Source organism: Chitinophaga sp. (assembly GCF_039596455.1).
GTDB lineage: Bacteria > Bacteroidota > Bacteroidia > Chitinophagales > Chitinophagaceae > Chitinophaga.
On the sequence record NZ_JBCNJR010000001.1, the window covers coordinates 2,320,706 to 2,341,629 of the forward strand.

General features: G+C 51.6%; 21 protein-coding genes, 1 tRNA gene and 1 riboswitch. Of the genes, 16 read left to right on the top strand and 6 right to left on the bottom strand.

From position 1 onward, the window contains the following. Nucleotide 1: 1 nt before the first annotated feature. Genes argB through argH form a run of 3 tightly spaced genes read left to right on the top strand, consistent with a single transcriptional unit; the run spans nucleotide 2 to nucleotide 3,199 of the window. A complete protein-coding gene (gene argB, locus ABDW36_RS09355; protein WP_343701624.1) occupies nucleotides 2-784 on the top strand; it encodes an acetylglutamate kinase in 783 nt (260 codons plus the stop codon). A gap of 4 nt (nucleotides 785-788) precedes the next feature. After that, nucleotides 789-1,865 carry a M20 family metallo-hydrolase gene (locus ABDW36_RS09360; RefSeq protein ID WP_343701625.1) on the top strand — a complete coding sequence of 359 codons (1,077 nt, stop codon included), beginning with the start codon at nucleotides 789-791 and terminating at the stop codon, nucleotides 1,863-1,865. A gap of 2 nt (nucleotides 1,866-1,867) precedes the next feature. Next, the gene (gene argH / locus ABDW36_RS09365; RefSeq protein WP_343701626.1) at nucleotides 1,868-3,199 is read left to right on the top strand and encodes an argininosuccinate lyase; all 1,332 of its coding nucleotides are present in this window, start codon (nucleotides 1,868-1,870) and stop codon (nucleotides 3,197-3,199) included. Nucleotides 3,200-3,265: 66 nt separating this feature from the next. Here argH and ABDW36_RS09370 read toward each other — a convergent pair whose 3' ends face one another. The 3 genes from ABDW36_RS09370 to ABDW36_RS09380 all read right to left on the bottom strand — a co-directional run bounded on the left by ABDW36_RS09370 (nucleotide 3,266) and on the right by ABDW36_RS09380 (nucleotide 4,273). After that, a complete protein-coding gene (locus ABDW36_RS09370; protein ID WP_343701627.1) occupies nucleotides 3,266-3,451 on the bottom strand; it encodes a hypothetical protein in 186 nt (61 codons plus the stop codon). Nucleotides 3,452-3,558: 107 nt separating this feature from the next. Further along, a complete protein-coding gene (locus ABDW36_RS09375) occupies nucleotides 3,559-3,960 on the bottom strand; it encodes an SMI1/KNR4 family protein (protein ID WP_343701628.1) in 402 nt (133 codons plus the stop codon). Nucleotides 3,961-4,039: 79 nt separating this feature from the next. Next, nucleotides 4,040-4,273, bottom strand: a complete 234-nt coding sequence (locus ABDW36_RS09380; protein ID WP_343701629.1) for a hypothetical protein — start codon at nucleotides 4,271-4,273, stop codon at nucleotides 4,040-4,042. Nucleotides 4,274-4,401: 128 nt separating this feature from the next. On the opposite strand from ABDW36_RS09380, the gene ABDW36_RS09385 reads away from it, so the two are divergent. Further along, nucleotides 4,402-4,632: a helix-turn-helix transcriptional regulator gene (locus ABDW36_RS09385; protein ID WP_343701630.1), complete on the top strand. Its 231-nt coding sequence runs from the start codon at nucleotides 4,402-4,404 to the stop codon at nucleotides 4,630-4,632. On the opposite strand, the gene ABDW36_RS09390 is transcribed toward ABDW36_RS09385, so the two are convergent. Next, on the bottom strand, nucleotides 4,616-5,881 hold the full coding sequence (locus tag ABDW36_RS09390; RefSeq protein ID WP_343701631.1) for a hypothetical protein: 1,266 nt from the start codon (nucleotides 5,879-5,881) through the stop codon (nucleotides 4,616-4,618). The genes ABDW36_RS09385 and ABDW36_RS09390 overlap by 17 nt on opposite strands. Before the next feature lie 133 nt (nucleotides 5,882-6,014). Here ABDW36_RS09390 and ABDW36_RS09395 point away from each other — a divergent pair, with 133 nt between their 5' ends. The 3 genes from ABDW36_RS09395 (at nucleotide 6,015) to ABDW36_RS09405 (ending at nucleotide 10,179) form a co-directional block, all read left to right on the top strand. Then, nucleotides 6,015-6,872 carry a hypothetical protein gene (locus ABDW36_RS09395; RefSeq protein ID WP_343701632.1) on the top strand — a complete coding sequence of 286 codons (858 nt, stop codon included), beginning with the start codon at nucleotides 6,015-6,017 and terminating at the stop codon, nucleotides 6,870-6,872. A gap of 11 nt (nucleotides 6,873-6,883) precedes the next feature. Continuing rightward, a complete protein-coding gene (locus ABDW36_RS09400) occupies nucleotides 6,884-7,579 on the top strand; it encodes a DUF2461 domain-containing protein (protein WP_343701633.1) in 696 nt (231 codons plus the stop codon). A gap of 155 nt (nucleotides 7,580-7,734) precedes the next feature. Continuing rightward, on the top strand, nucleotides 7,735-10,179 hold the full coding sequence (locus ABDW36_RS09405) for an ABC transporter permease (protein WP_343701634.1): 2,445 nt from the start codon (nucleotides 7,735-7,737) through the stop codon (nucleotides 10,177-10,179). Between the two features lie 119 nt (nucleotides 10,180-10,298). On the opposite strand, the gene ABDW36_RS09410 is transcribed toward ABDW36_RS09405, so the two are convergent. Next, entirely contained in the window at nucleotides 10,299-12,665 is a 2,367-nt protein-coding gene (locus ABDW36_RS09410; protein ID WP_343701635.1) for a TonB-dependent receptor, read from the bottom strand. A 95-nt stretch (nucleotides 12,666-12,760) separates the two neighbouring features. Next, nucleotides 12,761-12,854, bottom strand: a riboswitch (TPP riboswitch). 159 nt (nucleotides 12,855-13,013) lie between these two features. On the opposite strand from ABDW36_RS09410, the gene ssb reads away from it, so the two are divergent. The 7 genes from ssb to ABDW36_RS09445 all read left to right on the top strand — a co-directional run bounded on the left by ssb (nucleotide 13,014) and on the right by ABDW36_RS09445 (nucleotide 17,439). After that, entirely contained in the window at nucleotides 13,014-13,400 is a 387-nt protein-coding gene (gene ssb / locus ABDW36_RS09415) for a single-stranded DNA-binding protein (protein ID WP_343701636.1), read from the top strand. A gap of 168 nt (nucleotides 13,401-13,568) precedes the next feature. Beyond that, nucleotides 13,569-13,640, top strand: a tRNA-Met gene (locus tag ABDW36_RS09420). Nucleotides 13,641-13,704: 64 nt separating this feature from the next. Beyond that, complete coding sequence (gene era, locus ABDW36_RS09425; RefSeq protein ID WP_343701637.1) at nucleotides 13,705-14,577, top strand: GTPase Era; 873 nt, start codon at nucleotides 13,705-13,707, stop codon at nucleotides 14,575-14,577. 29 nt (nucleotides 14,578-14,606) lie between these two features. Next, nucleotides 14,607-15,920, top strand: coding sequence for a ribosome biogenesis GTPase Der (gene der, locus ABDW36_RS09430; RefSeq protein WP_343701638.1), 1,314 nt, complete (start codon nucleotides 14,607-14,609; stop codon nucleotides 15,918-15,920). An 81-nt stretch (nucleotides 15,921-16,001) separates the two neighbouring features. Continuing rightward, nucleotides 16,002-16,217: a hypothetical protein gene (locus tag ABDW36_RS09435; protein ID WP_343701639.1), complete on the top strand. Its 216-nt coding sequence runs from the start codon at nucleotides 16,002-16,004 to the stop codon at nucleotides 16,215-16,217. A 148-nt stretch (nucleotides 16,218-16,365) separates the two neighbouring features. Next, nucleotides 16,366-16,911: a hypothetical protein gene (locus ABDW36_RS09440; protein WP_343701640.1), complete on the top strand. Its 546-nt coding sequence runs from the start codon at nucleotides 16,366-16,368 to the stop codon at nucleotides 16,909-16,911. Between the two features lie 99 nt (nucleotides 16,912-17,010). Further along, nucleotides 17,011-17,439: a hypothetical protein gene (locus tag ABDW36_RS09445; protein ID WP_343701641.1), complete on the top strand. Its 429-nt coding sequence runs from the start codon at nucleotides 17,011-17,013 to the stop codon at nucleotides 17,437-17,439. Nucleotides 17,440-17,524: 85 nt separating this feature from the next. Here the strand turns inward: ABDW36_RS09445 and ABDW36_RS09450 are convergent, their stop codons facing one another. After that, entirely contained in the window at nucleotides 17,525-19,099 is a 1,575-nt protein-coding gene (locus ABDW36_RS09450) for a S41 family peptidase (RefSeq protein WP_343701642.1), read from the bottom strand. 144 nt (nucleotides 19,100-19,243) lie between these two features. Here ABDW36_RS09450 and ABDW36_RS09455 point away from each other — a divergent pair, with 144 nt between their 5' ends. Further along, entirely contained in the window at nucleotides 19,244-20,098 is an 855-nt protein-coding gene (locus tag ABDW36_RS09455) for an N-acetylglucosamine kinase (RefSeq protein ID WP_343701643.1), read from the top strand. Nucleotides 20,099-20,101: 3 nt separating this feature from the next. Then, nucleotides 20,102-20,914 carry an N-acetylmuramic acid 6-phosphate etherase gene (murQ, locus tag ABDW36_RS09460; protein WP_343701644.1) on the top strand — a complete coding sequence of 271 codons (813 nt, stop codon included), beginning with the start codon at nucleotides 20,102-20,104 and terminating at the stop codon, nucleotides 20,912-20,914. The last annotated feature ends 10 nt before the right edge of the window (nucleotides 20,915-20,924 follow it).

A 20,924-nucleotide genomic window follows, 5' to 3' on the forward strand; every position in this document is an offset into this window, starting at 1 on the left:
TATGGTATACGTGATCAAGGTAGGAGGGAACGTAATAGATAATGCGGCGCTGCTGGACCAGTTTTTGGCAGACTTTGCCGCCGTGCCCGGCAAGAAGGTGCTCATTCACGGCGGCGGCAAAATTGCTACCCGCGTGGGAGACAAGCTGGGCATTGAATCAAAGTACGTGAACGGCCGCCGCATCACGGATGCAGATACCATTGACGTGGTAACCATGGTGTACGGCGGGCTGGTGAACAAGCAGATAGTAGCAAAGCTGCAGGCCAAAGGCTGCAACGCCATCGGTCTCACCGGTGCAGACGCCAACATCATACCCGCGGTGAAACGCCCGGTGAAGGAGATAGACTACGGTTTTGTAGGAGACATACCCGCCGGTAATGTGCAGGCCGCACCCATCCAGTTATTGCTGGACGCGGGCCTCACACCCGTGTTCTCTCCCCTTACCCATAACGGGGAAGGGCAGATACTTAACACAAATGCAGATACCATTGCCTCATCGCTCGCCGTAGCGCTGGGCGCGCATTACCCCGTACGCCTGATCTATTGCTTCGAGAAGAAAGGCGTACTGCGGAATGTGGAAGACGATGATTCGGTGATCAACCTGATCAACCGTAACAATTATCAAACCCTGCTGGCCGAAGGCGCTCTTGCAGACGGCATTCTGCCGAAGCTGGAGAACGCCTTCGCCGCCATTGACAACGGTGTGAAGGAAGTGCTGATCGGCCATGCGGACGATGTGCGCCGGAACACCACAGACACGGTGGCGGGCACCCTAATATGCTAACTATATGTGGACAGAAGAACGCTATGAAGACGCCGTAAAGCTTTTAAAAGAACTCATTGCCACCCCTTCCTTCAGCAAAGAAGAGCAGGGCACGGCAGCCATACTGGCCAGGTTTCTTGAGCAGCGCGGCGTAGCGTACCATCAGCATCTGAACAACGTGTGGGCGGTCAACAAACACTTCGATCCCGCCAAACCCGGCATTCTGCTCAACTCCCATCACGATACCGTAAAACCTAACCCGCAATATACCCGCAACCCGTTTTCCCCTGATGTGGCAGACGGGAAACTGTACGGCCTTGGCAGCAACGATGCCGGTGGTTGCCTGGTGAGCCTGCTGGCCGCTTTTATGCATTTTTATGAACAGGAAGGCCTGCCGTATAATATCATCATAGCTGCTACGGCAGAAGAAGAGATCAGCGGGGTGAACGGCATCGAAAGTATTCTTGCCCAGCTGCCGCCATTTGAGTTCGCTATTGTTGGAGAGCCTACCAAAACAGATCTTGCCATTGCAGAGAAAGGCTTGATGGTGCTGGATTGTGTGGCGCACGGCAAAGCCGGCCACGCTGCCCGCGACGAAGGGGAGAACGCCCTCTACAAGGCTATGGACGCCATCAACTGGTTTCGCACTTACCGTTTCCCGAAAGAAAGTCCCACGCTGGGCCCTGTGAAAATGAGCGTAACGGTGGTGCAAACTTCCAACAAAGCGCATAACGTAGTGCCGGCCGAATGTTCATTTGTGGTAGACGTAAGGGCAACAGATCAATATACATTGGAACAAATGCTGGAAGTGATCCGCGCCAACGTGCAGTGTGACGTAACGCCCCGCTCCATGCGCATGCGCCCTTCCTTTATTCCGCAAGACCATGCGCTGGTGAAAGCAGGCATTAGCCTGGGCAAACAATTGTACGGCTCGCCCACTACTTCAGACCAGGCGCTGATACCCGCTATTTCCGTGAAAGTGGGGCCCGGAGATTCCGCCCGCTCCCACACGGCAGACGAATTTATTTACCTGGACGAAATACGCCAGGGTATAGACACGTATATAAAATTGCTTTCCATTGTGAATGGCATAAATTTGTAGATATGAAACTCTGGCAGAAAGATAAAGCAGCGCTGGCCGCGGTAGAACAGTTCACGGTAGGAAGAGACCGCGAAATGGACGCCTACCTGGCCGCGTTTGACGTGCAGGGCTCCCTGGCGCATATTGCCATGCTGGAATCTGTAGGCTTGCTGCCTAAAGAAGACCTGGCGGTACTACAAAAAGAACTGAAGCAGATCTACCTGGAAATACAGGAAGGGAAATTTGTGCTGGAAGATGGGGTGGAAGACATTCACTCCCAGGTAGAACTGCTGCTGACCCGCCGCCTTGGCGAAGCCGGCAAAAAGATACACAGCGGCCGGTCCCGTAACGACCAGGTACTGGTAGACCTCAAGCTCTTTCTGCGCAGCGAGCTGGAGAACATTGTACACGAAACCAAACAACTCTTTGACCTGCTGCAAACGCAGAGCGAAGCTTATAAAAATCACCTGCTGCCCGGCTATACCCATCTACAGATAGCTATGCCGTCTTCTTTCGGCCTCTGGTTTGGCGCATACGCGGAAAGCCTGGTAGATGACCTCATCATGCTGCAGGGCGCTTACAAGGTGGTGAACAAAAACCCGCTGGGTTCCGCCGCCGGCTATGGCTCCTCTTTCCCCCTCAACCGGGAAATGACCACGCGCCTGCTGGGTTTTGAAAGCCTGAACTACAATGTTGTGTATGCGCAAATGGGTCGCGGTAAAACGGAGAAACTGGTAGCCTTTGCCCTTTCCGGCATTGCCGCCACACTTTCCAAAATGGCTATGGACGCCTGTTTGTTCATGAACCAGAACTTCGGCTTCATCAGCTTCCCCGATGAACTGACCACCGGTTCTTCCATCATGCCGCATAAAAAGAACCCTGACGTTTGGGAGCTGATCCGTTCCCACTGCAACAAACTGCAGGCGCTGCCGAATGAAATAGCCATGATGACGGTGAACCTGCCTTCAGGCTACCACCGTGATCTGCAGCTGCTCAAGGAGAACCTGTTCCCGGCATTTGGTGTTCTTCGCAATTGCCTGCAAATGAGCCGGCTGATGCTGGAGAACATTCGCATCGGGGAAGATATTCTCAAAGACGATAAATATCAGTACCTCTTTAGCGTGGAAGTGGTGAACCGGCTGGTGCTGGAAGGAACGCCTTTCCGTGAAGCGTATAAGCAGGTGGGGCTGGATATTGAACAGGGGCGTTTCAAACCTGATACGTCGATTCATCATACGCATGAGGGGAGTATTGGCAATTTGCAGAATGATGCGGTGAAGGCGCAGATGGAAGCGGTGCTGGCGGGGTTTCCGTTTCAGCGGGTGAAGGAGGCGGTGGAGAAGCTGGTGAAATGAGTTGGAGAAAAATGATTAATAGCCCCGGTACGATGAGTGCCGGGGTTTTTTAATGCCTTGTATGATTTACTCAAACCAATCGAAGTTCTCGTAGTAAAACGAGATCTCATCGAGGATCCCGTAAAGCTGTGCGTCCAGCAGCATTGAGAATTTCTGTTGTTCAGTAAGCGTGATATTAGGCAACGGAGGACACGCTTGCCCGCCTGCTATACTGATCATTTCTGCGCTGGTCAATGCTTTGATGTTTTGCATCTGGGAAGTATTTATTGGTGATAAAGATTTGGTTTGTATAAAAATACGTTATTTATGAAGAAAAATGGCGTGACAGTAGAGCTTATTCGCTGAACAATGTTGCTCCATTATGAAGCCCCATCAGAAAGCCTGAAAAAGGAATTGCCCACTACTATGTAGTCTGCCTGGACGTCAGAAATGAAAGGAGTAGCTATGACTTTGTAGCGATTATTGTCTTCACACATTAGAGCTATAAGTTCACCTCCGCCGTTACTTCCTATTCCGATGGCATATTTCAGCCAGGACGAGAGTTCATACAATCTGTTTAGCTCAACGAGCTCGTATGCTCCCCACAGCTGTAGGTATTGTTTGCCGATATCGCCATCAAACGCAGAAAACCTATGAAGATAATTTAGATAGTCTCCCGGTAGTGGAAAACCAGCGAAGGCTTCCACTTCTTCAAACAAACTGGATGGCGGCGTTACCTGTGGAGAAAAGTATTTTAACTGTAGTTGCTCGTACGGGCTCATAATGACCTGTAATTACAATCAATATAAGAATATTCTTAGACGATTACCAGTTTATCTCTTTCCGCCAAACCGCGTGCGCTTACTTAATTGACTTATACACTTCTCCAATGAAATCTCCCAGTTGCTCATAAAAGAATAATTTTCGCGCCCGGTCGCTGCTATCCCACATATCAGCGTGATGACTTCCCATTGCAGCAATCAATAATTCCCATAGCTCTTTTTGTACGGCTTCTTTGGAGGGATATTCTTCCAGGAAATCTTGAATGATTTGCCGCTTGTCAAGTTCTGTTATTGAGTTTAAAGTAGTACTCATGGCTTAAGAAGTTTGTCTTGCGAATGTGTCTGCATCATTATCCCGAACCTACACGAAGATAGGACTTATTTTCTAAACTTATAGAATTCTATAATTTTTATACAGCGAATTTCTCCCATTTTTCCTCTGTGGAAGATTCCAAGGAAATATTAAAACAACTAGGGGCAAATATTAAAGCAATACGTGAAAAGAAAAACCTCACGCAGCTTGATATTGAAGTGAAGGCGGGCGTCTATGCTTCTGATTTGAGTAAAATTGAGAACGGAAATACAAATCCCTCCTTTACAAAGCTGGTCAGACTGGCCAAAGTGCTGGGTGTGCAGCTTAACGAATTATATACCCTTAAGACGACGGAATAATCAACCTCTGCGTTTCCAATACTTCCCCTTCACCATTCCTCACCACCACATCATATTCACCATTAGCAAGCATCAACCGCGCCTCATTCCCCTGCTCCAGCAGCAATTGGTCTGCAGGAAGCCTGCCCGGGTCTTTTTCGGTGGAAATATAGGCCTGCACTAATACGTGGCGGTATGCTTTTTTAAGCCGGAGAGTAATAGGTTTTCGAGCAGCATCCAGCCGGTAATAATCCGGCCTGCCCTGTACGGTGCCATACGGCGGGTGAAACACCAGCACATCACAACTCCTGTCCGCAGGCGCAAAGTTCCAAAGGCTATCAGCTTTCACAAATACAGAAGGCTCCAGCAACTTGAAAAGTTTCATGGCCGCGTTATAGGCCGGATGTTGAAGAGCCGGGTTGAAGGTTTCGCGCATGAACTCCTGGTTGATGGTAAGCGGGTCTATACCCGATAGTTTCCTAAACCGCGCTGCCATCCATTCAATCCCGTTCAGCGGCGCTTCCCGCAAATGAGAGTACCCCACATGCACCAGCATCTTTGCGGCGGGGTCTTTTTGCAGTACCTGGTGCAACTGCTCCGCCTGATGCTGTTCGCGTTTCATGATGCAGTCTTCCCGGCCGGTACATGTCCCGCTGAATTCATAATAAACCAGCCGGTACCCTATTTGTAACGCCGTTCTGACCATATCCGCATACAAGGGCTCAAGGGAGTAATAACCGTCTTGGGCCACAGGATATTTCCGGTTGTTGATTTCATCGTCAAAAGGGCCTAATGTTTCCAGCGCGAAGTAACGGTAGCCTGCATTGTACAACTCCTGCAGCAGCGATTTGGTGAATAGCCGGTAATAGGGCACGTGGTGGGCTTCGTTGATAATGGTTACCTGCCTTGAAGCTGCCATGCGGATGATGCTTTGCCGGGCGCTGGCAGGCCGGTATCCGGAAAAAGCGGCTGGGCCAGAAGGAGATGCCGGCACCTGTTCACGGAAACCGGCAGAATCGTAATAGCGCAGGGCATCGTGGTAGTTGCCAATGAATGAACTGTAGGTAGCCAATTCGTTGAAGAAGTGAGGGCGCATGCCGGCATCTTTAGCTATAGCGGCTTGGAGCGATAGCAGTGTATCCAGCGGTTTCAGGTAATTGGCAGGATGGCTGAGGAACCGCATGGTAACGGTGGAAAACAGATCGCCGTTTTGGGCGGTGGCAGAGCCGGCAAGGCAGGCCAGGAGGAGGAAGGGAATAAATCGTTTCATAGCGGTGATTCCTGAAAGTACAAAAAAAACGGAAGGGGGCAGGTATCTGATTCCGCCTGGTTAATCGTATATTCAGGCATCTTTTTTAGAAAGTGGCCGAAGGCCCTCAACGGATAACCATAAAACACCCTGAATGAGCTTCCTTAAAAAACTTTTCGGCAGTAAGTCTGACCCGCAAAGCTGGCGGGAGATTACCAAAAGCCTGGCCCACGCAATTTCAACAAGCCTGAATACCGCAACGGAAATAGAATGGGGATCGGAACCCGCGCAAACCCGTATTACCTGTAAAAGTCCCGGAGGCTCCACTATGACCACGTTTGCGGGTAACCTGGTTGTTCGCTGCCAGGCGCAGCCTGAAAACATGCAGGAGATATTTGAAGCGCATATTGAAACCCTTGCGGAAGATATGCGGATGATAGACAGCGGCCAGACCGTAACATTGACGGATGTGCTGCCAATGATCAAATCGCTGGAGTGGCTGGATGTGGCGCGCAAACAAATGCAGGCAACCGGGTTGACGGGGGAACAGCTGGAGAAACGGTTCATACACCGGCCTTTGCAAGGCGAGCTGATCGTGGTGTATGTTGCGGATTCGGAACATGGTATGGCCTATCTGAGCCATTCCCAGGTTGCTGAAATAGGCCTGGCCGATGGGGAGGAACTGCACCAAACAGCGCTCAACAACCTGCGTAGAAAACTTGGTGACATCACTTACGAAGGCGGCGGCGGGCGTTACGCCGTCCGGCTTGACAATAACTACGATGCTTCACTGGCGCTGCTGATAGAAGACATACTACCCAACATTGAGATCAACGGCAGGCCGGTAATGGCTATTCCGTCAAGGGACGAATTGCTGATATGCGGGGACCAGGATGCGGAAAGCGTACAAAGCCTCCGGGATGTGGCCGGGAAGATATTTGCCGTGAATCCTTACACCATCTCGAAGCAATTGTATGCCTGGCGGGATGGCGCTATTGTATTATTGAAGTAACAGATAACCATATGGCTAAACGACAGGCGCCAGGAGCAACTATTCAACCATCCTCTTTTGACTTCCTGCGCACGCTCAAACAGAACAATAACAGGGAGTGGTTTAACGAGCATAAACCAATATACCAGCAAGAGCTGCAGGCGGTGGCCGTTTTTGCGGAAGCGCTGCTGCAACTGCTTTCAGAAACTGATCTGATAGAAACGCCATCCGGCGAAAAGAGCCTTCACCGCATTTACCGGGATACCCGTTTCTCCAAAGACAAAACGCCCTACAAAGCCAACTGGAGCGGTCATTTCAGACGGGCCACGCGGCAGCGCAGGGGTGGGTATTATTTTCATCTTGAGCCAGGCAACAGTTTTGTAGCAGGCGGCTTTTGGGGGCCTGTTGCAGAGGACCTGAAGCTGATCAGGGACGATATTGCATTTGACCCCGCGCCGCTTCGCAAAATACTCAACGCAAGGTCTTTTAAAACTACCTTCGGTACGCTGCAGGGAGAGCAGTTAAAAACCACGCCAAAGGGATATGACGCAACGCATGAAGCAATAGACCTGTTGCGTTACAAACAGTTTCTGCTGATACGGAAGTTTACGGATGCGGAGGTTTTAAACGAATCTTTTCTGAACGAGGCGGCAGACACTTTCCGGAAAATGCGGCCTTTTTTTGATTACATGAGCGAAGTGCTGACGGCGGATGGCAACGGAGTATAATGCCAATCGTCCACTTCTGAACGCCGCTTGTTCGATAGCGAACAAGTTAGCAGTATGCATAATGAATAAACATTTGAGTAATAGCTGCCTGTAAATTGGAACAAGAATCTCTGTAGAACAGAAACCTCCTGTTTCCACATGATAATCTTTTCCCTATGAGTCTTCAGACCAGAACTGTATTCCGCCAGCTGTGGCGCCAGCGTTTATTTACGCTGCTAAATGTACTTGGCCTGGCTATCAGCATCAGCGCATGCTGGGTTATTTACCGTATTGTGAGCTATGAGTATAGTTTTGATGACCAGCTGCCGCAAAAAGCACACATCTACCGCATCGTAACCGGTCTTATTTTCGATGAAAAAGAAACTTATAACGGTGGTGTTTCAGCACCGCTTTACCAGGGCATCAGGGAGCAGGTGACGGGCGTTGACCGGGTGGTGCCGGTTTTCGGCCAATGGGTCAACTCCGTGGAAATTCCGGGGCCGAAGCCGGTAGTTATCGAAGAGTTCAAAGGCGTTGTTGCCACAGATGCCACGTACTTCGCCATGGTACCTTATACCTGGCTGGCGGGCAATGCAGCCACGGCGTTCAGCGCACCGGAAAACGTAGTGCTGACGGAGAGCCGCGCAAAAAGCTATTTCGGCTCCCTCAAGCCGGAGGCGCTCATTGGCAAGGTGCTGCTATATAACGGGAAAGATCAGAGAACAGTTGCCGGTGTGGTAAAAGACCTGGATTACCCTACGGAATTCACTGCCAGGGAATTTTTTGTGCTTTCGCCCAAAACCTACAAGCTGGCTGAGTGGACCAACACCAACGGTTCAGACAAGGTATATCTCCACATAGCCAACCCGGCGGATACGGCGCGCGTGCTGGCGCAGATCAGCAGCCTTGCCAAACAGAAATGGGATGAGAATACACGCCAAACTAACCTGCCTTCCATAGTAAAACGATGGTTCAAATTGCTGCCGCTGGAAGATTCCCACTTCTCCACCTATGTAGGGGAGCGGGAAGTGCGTAAGGCCAGTAAACCCGTTATGAAAGGCCTCATTGGTCTGGGCGCTTTACTGATCATACTGGCCTGTATCAACTACATCAACCTGAGCACCGCCCTCGTACCGCAACGGAGCAGGAGCATCGGCGTCCGGAAAATTCTTGGCAGCAACAGCGGCAGCCTTATCAGGCAAATACTGACAGAGACTTTCGTGATTGTGCTGCTGGCGGTTGGCTGTTCTTTCCTGCTTACCAAACTGGCTTATTCGTTCCTTGGCGATATTATCCCTGACGGCATGCATGAACATGCCGGCGGTTGGGGCATATTGTACTTCCTGGCGGCGTTGCTGGCGGGTATAACGCTACTGTCTGGCGGCTACCCGGCCTGGCTAATGTCTAAAATAAAACCCATTGGCCTCGTGCAGGGGCAGAGCGCTTTGCAGTTTAGCGGCGGCAGCCGGATAGGGCTTCGTAAGGTATTGATCGTATTCCAGTTTGTGATCGCTCAGGTGTTCATTGTGGGCGCGTTGATCATGGGCAGCCAGTTGAATTATACTTTAAAGAAGGACATGGGGTTTGATAAGGAGGCGGTGGTACTGGTGAACGTTCCCTGGAAATTGCAGCGGGATTCGCTGTACCGTAACAGGCATTTTGTACTGGCGGAGGAATTGAGAAAGGAAGCGGGAATACAAGGTGTTTCTGTAGGCTGGGAACCGATGTCTAGCCGCTATGCTTCCAGTATGTTCGAGTACAGGGGAGCAGAGGTAGAAGAACCCACCAGGCGGCAATTGTTTAAGAAATATGTAGATACGGCCTACATCCGCCTTTATAACATGCAATTAGTTGCGGGCAGGAACCTTCGCCCAGCGGATACTACCAATGAATATGTGATCAATGAAGCGGCCGTGCGCGCGCTGGGCTTTTCTTCACCACGGGAAGCGCTGGGCAAACTGATAGGGCAGCTGTCAGGCCAGCGGTTCCCGGTTGTAGGGGTGGTGAAAGATTTTCATCAGCAGGATTTTCATACGTCTATTGACCCGGTAGCTTTAATGGCGGAAAAGAGTGACGCTATAACCCTCAATATTAAATTGAATGGCACAGAGCCGGCTAAATGGCAGCAAATACTGAAAAAAGCAGAACAGAAGTGGTATGGCATTTATCCTCCCGGCAGTTTTACGTACAAGTTCTATGACGAAACGCTGAACACCATGTACAAACAGGAAAGGAACCAGTCCAAGCTGGTGAATCTTGCCATGATCATTGCTATTGTGATCAGCTGCCTTGGTTTGTTCGGGCTGGCGGTGCTGATCGCGTTTCAGCGTACCAGGGAGATCGGCATCCGGAAAGTATTGGGGGCAACAGTTGCGGGCATAGCGCAAATGCTGATGTCTGACTTCCTCAAACTGATCTTCATTGCGTTGATCATTGCATCACCCATTGCCTGGTGGGCTATGGACCACTGGCTGGAAGATTTTGTGTACAGGATCAGGATTGAGTGGTGGATGTTTGTATTGTCTGGCATGGTTGCCATGATAGTAGCCATGCTGACCGTAAGTTTCCAGGCAATCAGGGCGGCGCTGGCAAACCCGGTGAAATCGCTGAGGTCTGTGTGACAGACCTCTTTTACTTTGAGACATCGCAAAACAAAAGAGCTGATCCTGAAACAGGATCAGCTCTTTTGTTGGAAGAGGTATGGGCGGGATTTATTCCCAGCCGATGAAAAATATCAACATTAAAACCCGATTTTCACCCCTGCCATCACGTTAAACCCGGCCATGGGGAAATAGGCGTTGGATTGTCTTACTTCGCCGCCTTCCAGGTAGCCGTACGTATAACCGTTCGGCTCGTACATCTCGTTAAAAATATTGTTCAGCATCAGCTGCAGCCCCAGCTCGCGGAAGAACTGCTGCGGCACGGTGTAGTTGAACCGCAGGTCGTTTACCAGGAATGCGTCCAGTGAGCGCAGTTTGCTGCCTGTATTGTCGAGGTATTGGCGGCTTACGTACTTGCCCACCCAGTCTACCTGCAGGCCGGCCACGGGGCGGTAGGTAATAGTGTAACCGGCAATGAGGTTGGGGGAGAAAGAGATGTCTGTGTTTTTGTGCACTGCAGCTTTCTGCCCGCCGTTGTCCCAGTCGTCCAGATATTCTGTGAATTCCTGGATGCGGTTTTGGCTGAGGGCAACATTGCCCGCAAGGGTGAGCTGGGGAACTATGTGGTAGTGCCCTTCCAGCTCAAGGCCCATGCGGTAGCTTTTCGGGATATTTATTCTGGCATATGCGCCTACATCGTTGATGCGGCCCGTCAGTACCAGCTGGTTATGGTAGTTCATGTAGTACACGTTGGCGGAAACGCCGGCTTTGCTGCTGCGCCACACATAACCGGCCTCCAGGTTGCGGAGGGTTTCGTGTTTGGGCGCTTCGGCTATGCCGGCCTCAAAATCGTCCCGGTTGGGTTCCTTGTTGCCAATAGCGTAAGACGCGTATATATGCTGCTGGTCATTCAACTGGAAGGTGGCGCCGGCTTTCGGATTGAAGAAGTTGTACTGGTTGTCCTGCCGGATGTCCGGATTGTTGCGGAAGCCGTTCAGCTCATAGTCTACCCGGCGGTATTGCAGGTCTGCAAAGAGTTTCAGCCTTTCTGTAACGGCCAGTTCGCCTTTCCAGTAAATGTTCATGTCTGTTTTGAAAGCGGTAAGATCGTACCAGCGGTAGTCTTTGTCGAATCCGCCTTTTTCTGCCCAGATCACTTTGCCGTAGTGTTTGCCGTCATATTTATTCCAGGCGCCGCCTAGGCTCCAGTTAAGTTTGCCGGCCTGGTGGCTGAGGGAGAATATGCCGCCGTAGAAGTGATTGTCAAGCCATAACTGGCGGATGAGGTCTGTGGTCTCCACTCCGGGCGCCGGACCGCTGATGCCGTAGTCTGCATAGGCGTTGGCGTCACGGTAGTTCTCGTAGTAGCCGCGGCCGCGCGTGTAGTGCGCCGCTACATTGAACTGCAGGTTGGAGCGGAGGGCATGGTTGAAAAACAGCTGGTAATGATCTTGCTGGTAGTTGTCGGTTTCATTATCGTACGGTTCGCCGGGTTTGTTGGTGCCGCTGGGATTATAGGTACGGTCGGTCTTCAGCGTTTCTTCATCAATGCCATTCCAGGCCTGGTAGGTTTTTTCCTGGCCGGAGAACACATTCAGCCGCAGGGATGATTTTTTGCTGATGTAGGCGGCCGAAGTGTAGAAGGAGCGCAGGTTGGAAGAAGCACGGTCTACATACCCGTCAGACGTGATGCGGGAAAGGCGGGCATCTATGGTGAAGTGACCGTTGAGCAGGCCGGAGCCGGCTCTCACCGTGTTTTTCCAGGTGTTGAAAGAACCGAAGCTGTTATCTGTTTCGGCGTATGCTTTCTCATTGAACTGGTTGGTGGAGAGGTTGAGAGATGCGCCGAAGGCGCCGGCGCCGTTAGTGGAAGTGCCTACGCCGCGCTGCAGCTGAATGCTGCTGACAGATGACGCGAAGTCTGGCATGTTCACAAAAAAGGTGCCTTGAGATTCTGCATCGTTCACCGGGATGCCGTTCACGGTTACATTGATACGGGTAATATCGCTGCCGCGCACGCGCAGGCCAGTGTAGCCTACGCCCGCGCCCGCGTCCGAGCTGGTTACTACGGAGGGGAGCTGGTTCAGCAGCAGGGGCAGGTCTTGCCCCAGGTTCTGTCTGGCAATGTCTTCCCTGTTGAGCTCCGACTTGGTAAAGGGCGCATTCCTTCCTGCGCGGATGCTGGCAATTTCAACGGGTTTTACAAAGAGGGCCGTTTCCTGCAGGCGGAAGTTGAGCTCGGCAGCGCCGTTAACCTCAATAGTCTCACGCATGGCGGTATAGCCAATAAAACTGGCCTGCAGGGTGTAGCTGCCGGAGCGGTGCAACGGCAGGCGGTATCTGCCCTGGGTATTGGTAATGGTGCTGGGCCCGTTGGGAACAGATACGGTAGCGCCTTCCAGCGGGCGGCCGGTACCTTCGTCCGTTACTGTGCCGGTGACCACTGTTTGAGCCTGCAGCAATACAGGCAGGCATAGGAGCGCAAAAAGCATGAACTTTTTCATCATATTTCCTGTTTATTCAATTCGCTGTAAACGAACAGTTGGCAGCATGCGGCCATGCAGCAGCCTTGCTGTTCACTATCAAAAAATAACAGGTAAGGAGAATCGTCGCTTACCTTTCCTAACCAGCATTACCTGGTCCAGGTTCAACGGGTTTGATCTCAGCCTGATAGTAAGGCACCCCGAGGTGAAATTGGGAATAGTCCCGGTTTCTGCCGCAAAGGTAGACACATGGGAGGAATTTTGCGCAAATTATTTTTTTACCTACCTTCCATGCTGTTAACCAGGTAATACTACGCTTATATAGGCAAGGTCATTTTTAGAAATCTTATTGTTAACTCAAACAGCGTAAAAATGATCAAGCTGCAATTAGTTGGCCGTCTTGGCCAGAATGCCACAGAAGCATTTGCGAACGGGAAAAAAGTCATCAACTTCAGTGTGGCTCACAACGAGCGTTACAAGAACAAGCAGGGCGTGCCGCAGGAGCGTACCGTATGGGTCAACTGTGCCATGTGGGAACCGGGCGCCGTTATGTCTTACCTGGTGCAGGGCAAGGCGGTATACCTGGAAGGGGTACCCTGGGTAAACCAGTATCAAAGCCTTGCCGGAGAAACGAAGGCTGAATTGAGACTAAAGGTTACCTACCTGCAACTGCTGCCGGGGCCTAAACAGGAAGGAGGCGGCAGTGTGCATGAAATGCCGGAGGCAATAGTGCAGCCGGCAGATGATCTGCCGTTTTAACAGGAGCAGGAGAGGTTATTGCTGTTATCTGCAAAGCGGTATAAAAAAATATGTCTGACGAAATCCTTTGCTGGCAATGGTTTTCAGCATCATGCGATTTAATTTTTTTCTCAAGGAGCAAAAAAATATTTGGCCGGGTTGAAAATTCCCTTACCTTTGCACCCACATTGCGAGGTAGAGCAGAGGTAGCTCGTCGGGCTCATAACCCGAAGGTCAGAGGTTCGAATCCTCTCCTCGCTACAAAGAACTAAACTTAAAAAGCCGAAGCTAATTCGGCTTTTTTTATTTGTACTAAATTGCAACTATGCACCGTGCAGGATTTGTAAACATCTTTGGTAAACCGAATGCGGGAAAAAGCACCTTGCTCAACGCCCTGCTGGGTGAAAAGCTGGCTATTGTTTCCCCGAAGGTGCAAACCACCCGCCACCGCATTACCGGTATTCTGACGGAACCCGGCTACCAGGTGGTGTTTTCAGATACGCCCGGTATCATAGATCCCAAGTACAAATTGCATGAAAAAATGATGGGCGCCGTGAAGTCCGCGCTGGAAGACGCAGACGTGGCCCTGCTCATTATGGACGTGCGTGATAATACCGAAGAATGCCTTGCCCTGTTTGACTCCCTCAAACTGAAAGCGCAATGCGTACTGGTGCTGAATAAAATGGATAACCTGGAGAAGGCGGAGCTGGACGCGCTCATCGCCCGCTGCAAGGCCTGGGGCAAGGCAAAAGCCGTAGTGCCCATTTCCGCCCTGCAGAAAAAGAACCTGGACGGGCTGATGCAGGCCATTCTGCAGTTGCTGCCCGAAGGCGAGCCGTTTTATCCGGAAGATACGCTCACAGACCGTTCCACGCGTTTCTTTGTGGCAGAGCTGATCCGCGAAAAGATATTCATGCTCTTCGAAGAAGAGATACCGTACCATACCGCCGTGGTGGTTACACAATTCCAGGAGAAACACACGCTCACCAAAATATCCGCGGAGATCATTGTGACCCGTGAAACGCAGAAAGGCATCATCCTGGGAGAAAAAGGGAAGTCTATCCGCGAAATAGGCTCTCGCGCCAGGGTGGACATAGAAAAGTTCCTTGACAGGAAAGTGTTCCTGGAGCTGCATGTAAAGGTGCGTGACAAGTGGCGGGATAATGATAACTACCTGCGGGAGTACGGACTGATTTAAAAAACGAAAGACAACAAAAACAATATAACATGCCTGGTTTTACTGTAGCAATTGTAGGGCGCCCCAACGTAGGCAAATCCACCCTGTTCAACCGCCTGCTGGAGCAGCGGAAGGCCATTGTGGACGATGTGAGCGGCGTTACCCGCGACCGGCAGTATGGCATTGCCGACTGGAATGGCAAAACTTTCAACGTAATTGATACCGGCGGCTTTGTGGCCGGCAGTGATGACGTGTTTGAGCGCGAGATCCGCAAACAGGTGAAAATAGCCATGCAGGAAGCCAATGTGGTGATCTTCATGTGTGATGTAACCACCGGTATTACTGACCTGGACGCCGAGGTGGCAGACCTGCTGCGCCGCTCCAGCAAACCCGTGTACCTGGCCGTGAACAAGGTAGACAACCACGAGCGCCAGCTGGAAGCCACGGAGTTTTACAGCCTCGGATTCGATAACATTTTTTTCCTTTCCTCCATGTCTGGCAGCGGCACAGGTGAGCTGCTGGACGAAATTGCAGCCCTCATCCCGGAAGATGAACAGGCCACGCCCGGAGACGAAGGCATTCCCAAAATTGCCATCATCGGCCAGCCCAACGTAGGCAAATCATCCCTGCTGAACGCGCTGGTGGGGGAGGAAAGGAACATTGTGTCAGACATTGCCGGCACCACGAGAGACACTATTCATACCCGTTATAACCTCTTTCAGAAAGACTTTATACTGATAGACACCGCCGGTATCCGCCGCAAGAACAAGGTGCATGAAGACCTGGAATTCTACTCCGTGATCCGCGCCATCAAGGCGCTGGACGAAGCAGACATCTGCCTGCTGCTGCTGGATGCGGAGAAAGGGATTGCTGCGCAAGACCTCAGCATTTTCAGCCTCGCCGCCCGCAAAGGCAAGGGCGTGGTGATTATGGTGAACAAGTGGGACCTGATCGAAAAACAGACCAACACCGCCCGGGACTATGAAAAGCAGCTGAAAGAACGCCTGGCGCCGTTTACGGACGTGCCGATCATTTTCGGCTCCGTTACCGAAAAGCAACGCATTTTCAAAACCGTGGAAACAGCCCTGGAGGTGTATGAGAACCGCCAGCGAAAAATACCCACCTCACGACTTAACGAAGTGATGCTGAAGGCCATAGAGGCATTCCGTCCTCCTGTAGTAAGAGGTACGGCCATCAAGATCAAGTATGTAACGCAGCTGCCCACGCAAACACCCGCTTTTGCGTTCTTTGCCAACCTGCCTGATGATATTAAAACGCCCTACAGGAACTACCTGGAGAACAAACTCCGGGAAAACTTCAACTTCAAGGGGGTGCCGGTGCGGATCTTCTTTAGAAAGAAGTAAAAGACGGCTTTTTATATAAAAATATTTTTTGTATAAAATGATTTTTGCATACCTTTGCGGCGATTTAAAACACAAATCAACATGAAAAAATTATTTGTATTAGCTATCGCTACCGGTCTGTTCGTAGCTTGCAACAACAGTTCTTCTACTACTTCAGACTCTACTACCGTTTCTGCTGATTCTACTTCCCTGAACGCTGCTCCTGCAGTTGATTCTGCCGCTGCTGTAGTTGACTCTGCTGCTGTTGCAGTTGATTCTGCTGCTGCTGCCGTTGCTGACAGCGCTCACAAACACTAAGATAGTTTGTAATAGCAAAAAGTATATGGGACCTCCCGGCGCGCCGGGAGGCTCTTTTTTACCCCAAATCCCGTCAATTTAGCGGTTCGGCCGTTTCTGGCACAGCAATTGTAACCCCCTTAGGCGAACCGTGAATTTTTCAGCTGCCATGAGAAGATTATTCCTGACATTCCTGCTCCTGGGCGGTTTAGCAAGTGTTAGTAACGCCCAAACCATTCAAAGCAATGCCCTCCGTCTCCCCGGTGCAGATGTGCGCGCCGTGGCCCAGTTACCCCAGGCTCAGCGAGACAGCATTTTATTGAGCATCAATTATTTAGATCAGAATAACATAGAAGTACCTGCCAATGGGATGTCTGCAGAACACCAGCAGCAATTGAAAGAGATCATTGGAGATATGCTGCAGCTGGTGAAACAGGTGCTGAAAGAGCCTGCCACGGTAGATGAGGTGGAAAGGAAAATGACGGTACAGAACAAACGGCTGAGCTCTCTCCGGGAAGATATAGCCTATGAAGAGAACCTCCGCATCCTGAAGGCTGGTTATGAGGAAGATATGCGCCGCCGTACTAAAGAATATGAGGCCAAGAACTATAATACCGAAAAAGAGAAGCGTATTGCCAAACGGGAGCTGGAGCAGGAGCTGAGAGACATCCGCCGGGATTTTGAGGAAGAAAGGGCGCGGTTGAAAAGAGGGTGATCACCCGTTGGTGTCATATTTAGAAAATATAAAATACATACTTTTACAGGGCTGCTGCGGCAGCCCTTTTGTATATCCCTATGTTCTAAACCGACGCCTATGTTTACTTCCGGTACCCCTGCTTTTGCCGTGCGGGTATGGGGCAACAGCCTGGCCCTTTCACCTCTCCTGAGCATCTTTTTCATGCTGCTGGCAGACCTGACCAATCTCACCTTTTGCTGGTTCCTTTTCCTGGTAATGTTTTGCTGGGGCACAGTAGTGTCTATTCCGGGCTTTATATTATTTAACCTGGCGGTGCGGTGGGTTAACCGGCGCACAGTGGGGGAACGGGAAAGAAAATACTGGTACCTGGCCGCGGGTAACCTGCTGTGGGTCAGCACCTATGCGGTGGTGATTGCTTGGGGCGGGCTGGAGTATGCAGACCGGCTGGTAACCATTACGCTGGGAAGCTACCTGCTCACCCTGTCTGGCAGCATTCTGTATTGCAAGCTGGGGCCGGAAGAGGAGAAGCGGGCCGGTGTACAATGAAGTGGGGATACCGGAAAAAGAAAAGCCGGCCCTGAAGACCGGCTCTTATATAATTCATTTCCGCAGTTGCCAACGGCGGTGATCTTTATTTCATTTTCTTCAATTCCTCAATAGCCCGCAGCAGCACCGGGTCATTGGTATTCGTCACCATATAGAACCCTTCGCTCCGCCAGAGCTGCCGGGCCAGGAGGGCTTTCAACCGCAGCTTCACTTCCGCCTCGTCCTTGGCGCTCATGGCGTTCATATTGATCCTTTCGCCGCTGGCGTGGTTTTTAAAGGCGTTCATCAGGTCACTGCCAACGGTAAACTCCTGGTTAAAGGCAACGGCATCTTTATATTTTTTAAAGGCATCCGCATTGGCCGTGTAGTAGGCGTAAATGAAATCACCGAATATGTTGCGGGTGTACAACTGGGTGAGCAGCTGGGAGTAGCGGGTGGTGTCAAACGGTACAAACACGTCTGGCATAATGCCGCCGCCGCCGTACACGGTTTTGCCGCCGGCCGTTTCAAACTTCGCGGTGTCTATGGGGCGGATGCTGTCCCGGTTCAGGAACTCGCCGTGGCTGTAACGGTTGGCAATGTCTTCCTCATATGCTTCGCGGCCGTTCTGGTAGCTTTTCTGGATGCTTCTGCCGGAGGGCAGGTAGTAGCGGGCTACGGTGAGGCGCAGTGTGGCGCCGTTGCTGAGATCAAACGGTTCCTGCACCAGGCCTTTGCCAAAGCTGCGGCGGCCAATGATCTCGCCGCGGTCCCAGTCTTGCACGGCGCCGGCCAGCACTTCACTGGCGGAGGCGGAGCCTTCGTCAATCAGCACGGTGAGCGCACCTTTTTCGAATACGCCGGGGCGGGTACATTTATAATCTTGCCGGGGCGAGCTTTTGCCCTGTGTGTAAACGATCAGCTTGTTACCGTCCAGCAGCTCATCTGCCAGGCGGGTGGCGGCGTCCAGCAGCCCGCCGCCGTTCTGCCGGAGGTCTATCACCAGTTTTTCCATGCCCAGCTTCTGCAGCTTGCGGGCTGCTTCCATAAACTCGGTGTACGTGGTGGCGGCAAACTTGCTGATCTTGATATAGCCGGTGCCGGGGGCGGCCATGTAAGCGGCATCCACGCTGTACAGGGGAATAACACCGCGTTTAATGATCACGTCCAGTTTTTTGCTGCCCCGCAGCATGGTGGTTTTTACAGTAGAATTGCGGGGGCCGCGCAGCAGCTTCCTGATCTTTTCCGCCGTAATGCCTTTGCCCGCCACGTTCACGGAATCGTTCACTGTCAGTATCTTATCTCCTGTCAGTACGCCGGCCGCATCGGAAGGGCCGCCGGCAATGACGTTGAGGATATTTACCGTATCGCGGATGATGTTGAACTCCACGCCGATGCCTTCAAAATTGCCGTCCAGGTCTTCATTCACTTCCTGTACATTGGCCGGCGGGATATATACGGAATGCGGATCGAGATGGCTGAGAAGCCCTTCTATGGCCTCTTCCTGCGCCTCCCCAAGATCCAGCGTATCCACATATTTATATTTCAGCAGGTCCATCACTTCCTGTAAAGAGCCCCGTCTGTTGGTAAAAAAGATGGCGGAATCACTATTGCGCGCAGCCGGCATCTTATGCCCCAGAAACATGCCCAGCGCCAGCACCAGGGCAAATAGGAGGGGCAAGAATACTTTTAACTTCCTGTTGTCAGACATATAGATATTTAAAACGTTGACGGGTAAAACCCTTTTTGCTTAACTTGTGACAAAAATAACATATTCATAAGCAAAACATCTACATCCAATCTTTAATTTCATAAACGACCGGATATGCCTTCGAAAGTTAAGCTGGTAGCGGATAGCGGATCTACAAAAGCAGAATGGTGCCTGATGAACGGTAAGGAAAAGAGATCTTTTTTCACACAGGGCATCAGCCCTTATTTTCTTTCCGGCCCCCAGATAACGGAGCTGGTGAGGGCTGAGCTGTTACCCCAGCTGAACGGCACTATGCCGGAAGAGGTGTTTTACTACGGCACGGGTTGCGCCGCGCCGCAAAACGCGCAGCTGGTACAAGCCAGCCTGCAGGCAGTATGGCCCGGCGCCGGCGTAGCGGTAAACCATGACCTGATGGCCGCCGCCCGCAGCCTCTGCGGGCACGAAGCAGGCATTGCCAGCATACTGGGCACGGGCTCCAACTCCTGTTATTACGACGGCAAAAACATTGTCAAGAACAACCCCGGCCTGGGCTACGTGTTGGGAGACGAAGGCAGCGGCGCTTTCCTGGGGAAAAAAATATTGCAATATTATCTCTACCAGACCTTTGATGACGAAATGCGCTTCCGCTTCGAGCAGAAATACAACGTTACCAAAGAAGGCATACTGGAAAACGTATACCGTAAACCTTTGCCCAACCGCTACCTGGCCTCTTTCACGCCCTTCCTCTCCGAGAACCGGGGGCATTACATGATCGAGAACATCCTGGAAGACGGGCTGAACGAATTCTTTTTCAACCACATTTACAAGTATTCGGAAAGCTGGACGGTGCCGCTGCATTTCACCGGCAGCATTGCCTGGCATTTCCGCGACATACTGGAGGAGCTTTGCCATCTGTATGAACTGCAGCTGGGCAAGATCATCAAAAACCCGATGGAAGGGTTAGCTGTTTATCACGAAGACGAAAAATAGGATATGTCATTCATTAAAGTAACTGAGCAAACCAGCCACTACCGTCATCTTGAAACGATGACCATACAGGAAGTACTGACCAATATCAACAAGGAAGATAAAACCGTACCGGAGGCCGTAGAAAAGGCCATTCCCCAGATCACCCGGCTCACCGCCGCTATTGCAGACAAGATGCTGGCCGGTGGCCGCCTCTTTTACATGGGCGCCGGCACCAGCGGCCGCCTTGGCATATTGGACGCTTCAGAATGCCCGCCCACTTACGGCGTGCCCCAGGGCCTGGTGGTGGGCCTCATTGCCGGCGGAGATTCCGCCATACGCCGCGCGGTAGAAAACGCGGAAGATGACAGGGAACAGGGCTGGCGTGACCTGCAGCAGCACAACATCAGCGAGAAAGACGTGGTGGTGGGCATTGCCGCCAGCGGTACCACGCCTTATGTAATAGGCGCCCTCAAAGCCTGCAGGGAGCACGGTATCATTACCGGCAGCATTAGCTGTAACCCGGGGGCTCCCGTGTCTGAGCAGGCAGACTTCCCGGTAGAAGTGGTGGTAGGCCCGGAGTTTGTGACGGGCAGCACCCGCATGAAAAGCGGCACGGCGCAAAAGCTGGTGCTCAACATGATCTCTACCGCTGTGATGATACAGCTGGGCAGGGTGGAAGACAACAAGATGGTGAACATGCAGCTCAGCAATGAAAAGCTGGTAGACCGGGGCGTGAAAATGGTGATGGACCAGCTGCAGATCGCAGACTATGAAACAGCCAAAGAACTGCTGTTGGAGTTCGGCAGCGTGAAGCGCGCGGTAGAAAGCAGGCAATAGAAAAAAATCA

What these genes read in the sequence shown, in the direction of transcription:
- argB (WP_343701624.1), top strand. Translation starts at nt 2, where the DNA reads ATGGTATACGTGATCAAGGTAGGAGGGAACGTAATAGATAATGCGGCG.
- ABDW36_RS09360 (WP_343701625.1), top strand. Translation starts at nt 789, where the DNA reads ATGTGGACAGAAGAACGCTATGAAGACGCCGTAAAGCTTTTAAAAGAA.
- argH (WP_343701626.1), top strand. Translation starts at nt 1,868, where the DNA reads ATGAAACTCTGGCAGAAAGATAAAGCAGCGCTGGCCGCGGTAGAACAG.
- ABDW36_RS09370 (WP_343701627.1), bottom strand. Translation starts at nt 3,451, where the DNA reads ATGCAAAACATCAAAGCATTGACCAGCGCAGAAATGATCAGTATAGCA.
- ABDW36_RS09375 (WP_343701628.1), bottom strand. Translation starts at nt 3,960, where the DNA reads ATGAGCCCGTACGAGCAACTACAGTTAAAATACTTTTCTCCACAGGTA.
- ABDW36_RS09380 (WP_343701629.1), bottom strand. Translation starts at nt 4,273, where the DNA reads ATGAGTACTACTTTAAACTCAATAACAGAACTTGACAAGCGGCAAATC.
- ABDW36_RS09390 (WP_343701631.1), bottom strand. Translation starts at nt 5,881, where the DNA reads ATGAAACGATTTATTCCCTTCCTCCTCCTGGCCTGCCTTGCCGGCTCT.
- ABDW36_RS09395 (WP_343701632.1), top strand. Translation starts at nt 6,015, where the DNA reads ATGAGCTTCCTTAAAAAACTTTTCGGCAGTAAGTCTGACCCGCAAAGC.
- ABDW36_RS09400 (WP_343701633.1), top strand. Translation starts at nt 6,884, where the DNA reads ATGGCTAAACGACAGGCGCCAGGAGCAACTATTCAACCATCCTCTTTT.
- ABDW36_RS09405 (WP_343701634.1), top strand. Translation starts at nt 7,735, where the DNA reads ATGAGTCTTCAGACCAGAACTGTATTCCGCCAGCTGTGGCGCCAGCGT.
- ABDW36_RS09410 (WP_343701635.1), bottom strand. Translation starts at nt 12,665, where the DNA reads ATGATGAAAAAGTTCATGCTTTTTGCGCTCCTATGCCTGCCTGTATTG.
- ssb (WP_343701636.1), top strand. Translation starts at nt 13,014, where the DNA reads ATGATCAAGCTGCAATTAGTTGGCCGTCTTGGCCAGAATGCCACAGAA.
- era (WP_343701637.1), top strand. Translation starts at nt 13,705, where the DNA reads ATGCACCGTGCAGGATTTGTAAACATCTTTGGTAAACCGAATGCGGGA.
- der (WP_343701638.1), top strand. Translation starts at nt 14,607, where the DNA reads ATGCCTGGTTTTACTGTAGCAATTGTAGGGCGCCCCAACGTAGGCAAA.
- ABDW36_RS09435 (WP_343701639.1), top strand. Translation starts at nt 16,002, where the DNA reads ATGAAAAAATTATTTGTATTAGCTATCGCTACCGGTCTGTTCGTAGCT.
- ABDW36_RS09440 (WP_343701640.1), top strand. Translation starts at nt 16,366, where the DNA reads ATGAGAAGATTATTCCTGACATTCCTGCTCCTGGGCGGTTTAGCAAGT.
- ABDW36_RS09445 (WP_343701641.1), top strand. Translation starts at nt 17,011, where the DNA reads ATGTTTACTTCCGGTACCCCTGCTTTTGCCGTGCGGGTATGGGGCAAC.
- ABDW36_RS09455 (WP_343701643.1), top strand. Translation starts at nt 19,244, where the DNA reads ATGCCTTCGAAAGTTAAGCTGGTAGCGGATAGCGGATCTACAAAAGCA.
- murQ (WP_343701644.1), top strand. Translation starts at nt 20,102, where the DNA reads ATGTCATTCATTAAAGTAACTGAGCAAACCAGCCACTACCGTCATCTT.